This is a genomic window from Terriglobales bacterium, from assembly GCA_035624475.1.
GTDB lineage: Bacteria > Acidobacteriota > Terriglobia > Terriglobales > Acidobacteriaceae > DASPRL01.
On record DASPRL010000160.1, the window covers coordinates 1 to 7072 of the forward strand.

Consider the following 7072-nt stretch of genomic DNA (forward strand, 5'->3'; position numbering starts at 1 on the left):
GCTTCGAGATCGGCTTCCCCGTGCCCACCGACAAGGACGCGGGGCAGATCGCCGGTTACCACTGCTGGGCGGACTTCTACGTTCCCGGTCACGGTTGGGTGCCGGTGGACATCTCCGAGGCTTGGAAGGACAAGGCCAAGCACGACTACTTCTTCGGGACCTTGGACACGCAGCGAGTGCAGTTCACGCTAGGCCGCGACCTGACGCTCACCCCGCGGCAGCAGGGCCCACCGCTGAACTTCTTCGTGTATCCCTACGTGGAAGTGGGCGGGGCGCCCTACGCCAACGTGGACAATGCGTTCTCCTTCGGCTCCACGGCCGGCGGTGCGCCGGCGCGGTAGGGCCGCTCCGATCAGTGCTTGGCCTGGGGCGGAACGTAGTTGGCGGGCAGGGCGGCACCCTCGCCGAAGAAGAACTGTTCCAGAGCCTTGACCAGGACCTCCTGGTCGCGGGGATTGGCGGGGTTGAGCCGGTACTCGTTCAGGATCATCTTGCAGTGCTCGCCCCACATGGCCCAGGCGTCGCGGGAGACGTTCTCGAAGATCTTCTGGCCCAGGGGCCCGTCGAAGGGAGGCTCGTCCAGCCCGGGCATCTCGCGCTGGAACTTCACGCAAAACACCTTGCGCGGCGAACCGGGGGGCGGGGGCGTGCTGCTGCTCATGCGGGCTCCTTCAAGGCACTTATATTAGCGCATCCGGAGCGAGCGCGGTGGTGGCCGCGCCCGCTCCTCTGGAAACCAGCTCCCATCACTACTTCGGCCAGCCTCCGGGATGGTAGTCGGGGAAGGCGGGAGGCGGGACCGTCTTGGGCGGGTTCGCCTTGAGTTCTTCCATCACCACCTCCACTGCCTTCTCCAACTGCGGGTCGTGGCCCTGGCGCCAGGCCTGGGGCGAGTATTCGACCTCGATGTCCGGGGGCACGCCATGGTTCTCGACGTCCCACTCGCCGTCGGGGTTGTAGAAGGCGACGCGGGGCGCGGTGACGCCACCGCCATCCATGAACTCGGGGTAGTCGTAGATGCCGACCAGGCCGCCCCAGGTGCGCGTGCCGATGAGCTTCCCGATCTTCTCGTGGCGGAAGTACCAGGGCAGGGCGTCGCCGCCAGAGCCGGCGTACATGTTGGTGATCATCACCTTGGGCCCGAAGATGGCGCCCTGGGGGGTGGTGAAGGTGTGGCCCTCGCGGGTGTACCAGTAGTTGTCGAGGCGCAAGCGGAGGACATCGATGATGTAGTCGGCGGCGGCGCCTCCGTGGTTGAAGCGCTCGTCCAGCACGACCGCCGGCTTGCCCACCTGGGCGAAGTAGTAGCGGTTCAGGTTGCTGTAGCCGCCCACGGCGGTGTCGGGGAAGTAGACGTAGGCGACCTTGCCGCCGCTGAGTTCCTCCACCTTGCGGCGGTTGGAGTCCATCCAGTCGCGCAGCCGGAGGTTGCGCTCGTTGGGGATGGGCACCACGGTGACCTCGCGTGCGCCCTTGCCGGTGGGATCGGGCCCGACTTTGAGCACGGTCTGCTTACCGGCCGTGCCCTGGAAGAAACTGAAGAGGTTGTCGGAGGCGGTGAGTTCGCGGCCGTTCACCGCCAGCAGGTACTCGCCGGCGGCGACGTTCACCCCGGGGCCGGTGAGGGGCGCGCGCAGCTCCGGATTCCAGTTCTCGCCCTCATAGACCTTGGTGAAGCGGTAGCGCCCGTTCTCGATGCTGTACTCGGCGCCCAGCAGGCCGGTGGGAGGCTGGTCGGATTCGGGCGGCGGAGACGAAGTGATGTACATGTGGCCGACAGTCAGCTCGCCCAGCATGTCGTTGAAGATGTAGTCGACGTCGTAGCGGCTGGCGGCGCCGTCGATGAAGGGCTGGTAGTACTTCTCCGCCTTCTGCCAGTTCACGCCGTGCAGGTTGGAGGCGTAGAAGAAGTCGCGCTCGACGCGCCACACCTCGCGGTATTCCTGCTGCCACTCGGCGCGGGGATCCACCCAGACCTGCATGCCGTCGGTCCGGAGCATGCGCCCGTTGAGGCGGGGCGCGGCTTCGGGAGCGGGACCGGAGGGCGGCGTGGGCGGAGGCGCGGGGGCGATGAACCACTTGGTGGCCGGTCCCAGCCCCAGGCTGTAGAGCAGCTTCTTGCCATCGGTGGAGACGGCGAAGTTGCTGACCCCGTCGAGCAGCTTGGCGAAATGGCGCGGCCCCAGCTCGAAGCGGTCTAGGGCGCCGACCCCAAAGTCTCCCCGCTCGAGCGGGAGCGCCGCGGTCTCCACCAGGAAGATGGTGCCGGCCTCACCGGCGAAGACGCCCTGGAAGTTGCGTGCGGGGATGGGCAGGGCCAGGATGCGCTGGCCGATGCCCTCGAAATCGATGCGCACCGCCGCCGGCTCCTTCTTGGCCGGCTTCTTCTCCTCCTCTTTCTTGGCGGGCTCTTCTCCGCCGTTGGCGGGAGGAGCGGCCGCGGCTTTCTCAGCCTCGGGCTTGGCTTCGGCGACCTTCTCCTCGTCGCTCTGCGGAGCCAGGGGCGAGGGCAGGTCCTTGCGCAGCACCACCACGTACACGCTGCGGGTGACCGCCCGGCCGAAGCTGGAGAGATCGAGCCAGCCCTGGGTAGGCCCGATGTTGGTGGAGGCTGTGAAGTAGAGGTACTTGCCGTCCTTGTCGAAGACGGGGTAGCGAGCGTCGCTCATGCCGTCGGTGATCTGGGTGCTCTTGCCGGTCTCCAGCGAGTACACGAAGACCGCGCGCATGTGGCTGGGAAGCTGTTTGGTGTAGGCGATCCAGCGGTTGTCGGGCGCCCAGGCGGGATTGAGGGAATGGTCGGGGGCCTCGTAGTAGTCGGTATCCACCAGCACGGGCGCGGTGCCAGGGGTGGAGACGTCCACGTACCAGAGCTGCAGTCGCTTGTCGTGGTAGAGGATCTTCTTCGAGTCCGGCGACCACACCGGCGAATAGAAGAAGGAGGGCGGCGTGCCCAAGTCGATGCGGCGGGCCTCGCCCATGCCGTCCTGGGAGCGCAGGTAGAGGGCGTACTCGCCGGACTGGTCGGAGAAGTAGGCGATCCACTTGCCGTCCGGGGACCAGGCGGGATCGCGCTCGGCCGCGCCCGTGGTGTTGGTGAGGTCGCGGATGTCGCCCTTGTCGGCGGGCACGGTCAGGATCTCGCCGTGGGCCTCGAAGACGGCGCGCTGGCCGGTGGGCGACAGGTTGTAGTTCACGATGCGCTCGCCCACCTTCTCGAAGCGGGGCCGCAGGCCGGGCAGGTCGGCGGCGACGCTGACGCGCAGCTCGCTGGACTTGCCGCTGGCCAGGTCGAAGATGTGCAGAGAGCCCACCTGCTCGTAGACGATGGCGCCGGGGCCGGCGCTGGCCACCTTGATGTCGGTGTCGGCGTGCACCATCTCGCTCACCTTGCCGCTGGCGGGATCATAGGAGAAGAGCGAGATGGGGCCGTTGCGGTCGGAGAGGAAATAGACCTTGTCGCCGATCCACATGGGGTTGTAGTCGTTGGAGTCCTCGCGCGGCACCTTGACGATGCTGGAGTCGGCGAGGGCGGCGATCCACACCCGCGCCTGGCGGCCGCCGCGATAGCGCTTCCAGGCGAGGCGCAGACTCCAGTTGTTGACGGGCACGTAGGCGAGATGCTTGCCATCGGGCGAGTAGAAGCCCTCCCGCGCCTCCGGCAGCGGGATCTGGGTGGGGAATCCTCCGCTCACCGGCACGGTGAACAGGCGTGGAAAATTCTCGTAGCTGTTGCGCAAGGAGGCGAAGAGGACTTCCTTGCCGTCCGGGGTCCAGCCGACCGCGGCGTCGGGCCCGGGATGCCAGGTGAGCCGCCGGGGCACGCCGCCCTCGGCGGGCATCACATAGACGTCGACATTGCCGCCCAGATTCCCGGTGAAGGCGATCCAGCGGCCATCGGGCGAGAAGATGGGGTCGGTCTTGGCGCCCGGACCGGTGGTCAGGGGATGGGCCTCGCCGCCGGCGCGCGGCGCCGCCCACAGGTCGTCGCCGTAGGAGAAGACCACCTCCGTCTGGTTCATGGTGGGGTGATGCGCCAGCACGGGCTTCTCGCTCTGGGCAAAGGCGGGGAGGACGATAAGGGCGAACAGCAGGAGGGAGAAGATCTTCTTGCTCATGGCTCACCTGGGCCCGCTCGCGGAGCGGGACCGAGGATTATAGCGCCGGCCAGCCTGCCACACACACCAGCGCGCTCTCCGTTAGACTGGTCTGGCTGCCATGGCGAGCAAGCCTGCGAAAGCGGAGACGGCCGGCGCGCGGCACCTCCTGAGCCTCACGGAGGTGTCGGCGCTGCTGCGCAAGAAGGCGGTGTCGCCCGTTGAACTTACGCGTGCCTGCCTGAAGCGCATCGAGGCGCTGAACCCGGTGCTGAACGCCTTCCTCACGGTGACCGCGGAAGCGGCGCTGGAGCAGGCGCGCGCGGCGGAGCGGGAGATCGCACGCGGGGAGCGGCGAGGCCTGCTGCACGGCATCCCCATCGCGCTCAAGGACCTGATCGACACCGCCGGGACCAGGACGACGGCAGCCAGCGCTGTCTTCGCCGAGCGGGTACCGCGGCATGATGCCGAGGTAGTGCGAAGACTGAAGGAGGCGGGAGCGGTGCTGCTGGGTAAGCTCAACCTGCACGAGTTCGCCTACGGCGGCAGCGGAATCATCGGCCATTTCGAGGCAGCGCGTAATCCCTGGGACCCGGCGCGCATCACCGGAGGCTCGTCGTCGGGCTCGGCGGCGGCGGTGGCGGCGGGGATGTGCTATGCCGCGCTGGGCACCGATACCGCCGGCTCCATCCGTTTGCCCGCGGCCTGCTGCGGCATCGTGGGGCTGAAGCCCACGTACGGCCTGGTGAGCGCGCGCGGAGTGATCCCGCTGGCGTGGTCCTACGACCACGTCGGCCCCATGACGCGCACTGTGGCCGATGCCGCGGCGGTGCTGGCTGCGATCGCAGGCTACGATCCCGAGGACGTCGGCAGCCAGCCCGTCCCGGTCGCCGATTACGGCGCCGCCTTGAAGGGAAGGACATCCTCGCTGCGGCTGGGTGTGGCGCGAGAGTTCTTCTTTGCGGGGCTCGACCCCGAGGTTTCCAGCGCGATCGAGAAGGCCCTGCAACTCCTCGCCGGGCTGGTGAAGGAAATGCGCGAGGTAACGGTGCCGGTGGATGCCGACCGCACCGTCATGACCGCCGAGGCCTGGGCCTATCACGCGCGGCTGGTGGCGGAGCACGCGGAGCAGTACGATCCCGAGACGCTGCGGCGCATCCGCACCGGCGCGGAGGTCAGCGCCGCCGCCTACCTGGAGAAGCGGCACGAATTAGAGCACTTGCGGCGGGAAGCGGGAAGGATCTTCTCCGGAGTCGACCTGGTGGTCACCCCGACGACGCCCGTCCCGGCGCCGAGCTTCGCGGAATTGGAAGAGAACCCGCAGGAATTGCGGCCGCGCGAGATGCGGATGCTGCGCAACACGCGGCCCTTCAATGTCCTGGGCCTGCCCGCCCTTTCCCTGCCCTGCGGCTTCACCGCGGCCGGTCTGCCGGTGGGGCTGCAGATCATCGGCCCCGCGGGCGGCGAGGCGGCGGTGCTGGGCCTGGCGCACGCCTACGAGCGCAGTGCCGGCTGGATTGGCCGACATCCTTCGCTGCCCGCGTAATCCGTCCCAAACTAGCAACTTTCCTGACCTTCGCGGGTATTAAGATGTAAGGTCTTCTGGCCGCCCACGGCCAATCCGCGCGGCGGAGGTTTCATGAAGAGGCATCTGACTGGCGTGTTGACGTTTGCGATCGTCGCCTGCTGCGCGGCGCTGAGCGGACCGGCGGTGCGGGCGCAGGATGCGCCTCCGTCCCAGGGCCAGCGTGGGCCGCGCGGCCCGCAGGGCCAGCGCTTCCAGGGAACGGGCGGGACCATCACCTCCATCGACAAGGACACCCTGGTGCTGCGCACCATCGACGGCAAGACGGTCACGGTCAAGCTGACCGACGCGACCCGCTACCGCCGCGATCAGAAGGACGCCAAGCTCGCCGACTTCAAGGTGGGCGAGGCGGTGGTGGTACGAGGTACGCCCGCCGGCGAGAACACCTGGACCGCCGAGGTGGTGGCTGCCCGCCCCGCCATGGAAGCCCGCTTCCGCGAGGGTCTGGGCAAGGAGTTCATCGTGGGCGAAGTCAAGTCCATCGACGGGGTCAAGCTCACCATCCTGCGCGTCGACGGACAGACGCAGACCATCGAGGTGGACGAGAACACCTCCTTCCAGAAGCAGGGCGAGAGCATCACTCTGGCCGACATCAAGCCCGGCGATCGCGTCTATGGCCGGGGAGCGCTCAAGAACGGCACCTTCGTCCCGGCGGTGCTGAACGTGGGTGATGTCCGCGAGGGCCTGCGCATGGGCGGACCGCCGCAGGAGGGGCCGCCACCGCGTTGAGGCCAGGCCTTCTCCATCCCCCGTCGCAGGGAGACCCGCGCCGCAGCGCCCTGCCCTGGCTCGCCATCTTCCTGGCGCTGGCCATGCCTTCGCTGCGCGCCCAGGCGCCGCCGGCGGCGCCTGCGGGCGGCGACATCCAGGGAATAGTGAAGTCCGGGAACATGCCCCTGCCCGGGGTGGCGATCTCCGCGGCCAACACGCTCACCGGGCAGAAGGCCGTGACCTCCACCGATCTGGACGGCAGCTACGCGCTGCACGTGCCCGCGGACGGGCGCTACGTGGTGCGGGCGCAGTTGGCCGCCTTCGCGCCGGTCACCAAGGAAGTGCTCATCAACGCCGCCAACCGCTCGGCGCGCGTGGACCTGGAACTCATCCTGCTCTCCCGGGCACAGGCGGCGGCCAAGCAGCAGCAGGCGCAGGCCGCGCAGCAGGCCACTTCCGGCTTCCAGAGCCTCAGCGCGCAACTGCAGGAGGGCGGCGAAAGCGCGAGCGGGGGCGAGGGCGGCGGCCAGGCCGGCAGCGAGGGCCTGGGCATGCCCGGTGTCTCCGCCGACAGCGCCACCGAGTCGGTGGCGGTCTCGGGAACCGCCGCCAGCGCCACCCTGGCCGGGCTGAGCGGCGAGGAAATGCGCCAACGGGCCCAGGAGATGCGGCAGCAAGG

At 68.6% G+C, this 7072-nt stretch carries 6 protein-coding genes; 4 read left to right on the plus strand and 2 right to left on the minus strand.

Annotation, left to right across the window (positions count from 1 at the left end; all coding sequences use genetic code 11):
* A partial coding sequence (locus VEG08_06620; protein ID HXZ27657.1) for a transglutaminase domain-containing protein occupies window positions 1-341 on the plus strand: 341 nt, incomplete at its 5' end.
* Between the two features lie 11 nt (window positions 342-352).
* On the opposite strand, the gene VEG08_06625 is transcribed toward VEG08_06620, so the two are convergent.
* Window positions 353-661, minus strand: coding sequence for an oxidative damage protection protein (locus VEG08_06625; protein ID HXZ27658.1), 309 nt, complete (start codon window positions 659-661; stop codon window positions 353-355).
* Between the two features lie 88 nt (window positions 662-749).
* Complete coding sequence (locus VEG08_06630; GenBank protein HXZ27659.1) at window positions 750-4118, minus strand: PDZ domain-containing protein; 3369 nt, start codon at window positions 4116-4118, stop codon at window positions 750-752.
* Window positions 4119-4218: 100 nt separating this feature from the next.
* Here VEG08_06630 and VEG08_06635 point away from each other — a divergent pair, with 100 nt between their 5' ends.
* From VEG08_06635 to VEG08_06645, 3 genes are all read left to right on the plus strand, one after another.
* On the plus strand, window positions 4219-5643 hold the full coding sequence (locus VEG08_06635; protein HXZ27660.1) for an amidase: 1425 nt from the start codon (window positions 4219-4221) through the stop codon (window positions 5641-5643).
* A gap of 93 nt (window positions 5644-5736) precedes the next feature.
* Window positions 5737-6411: a DUF5666 domain-containing protein gene (locus VEG08_06640; GenBank protein ID HXZ27661.1), complete on the plus strand. Its 675-nt coding sequence runs from the start codon at window positions 5737-5739 to the stop codon at window positions 6409-6411.
* The coding region (locus VEG08_06645; protein ID HXZ27662.1) for a carboxypeptidase-like regulatory domain-containing protein at window positions 6408-7072 on the plus strand (665 nt) is incomplete at its 3' end. The genes VEG08_06640 and VEG08_06645, both read left to right, overlap by 4 nt.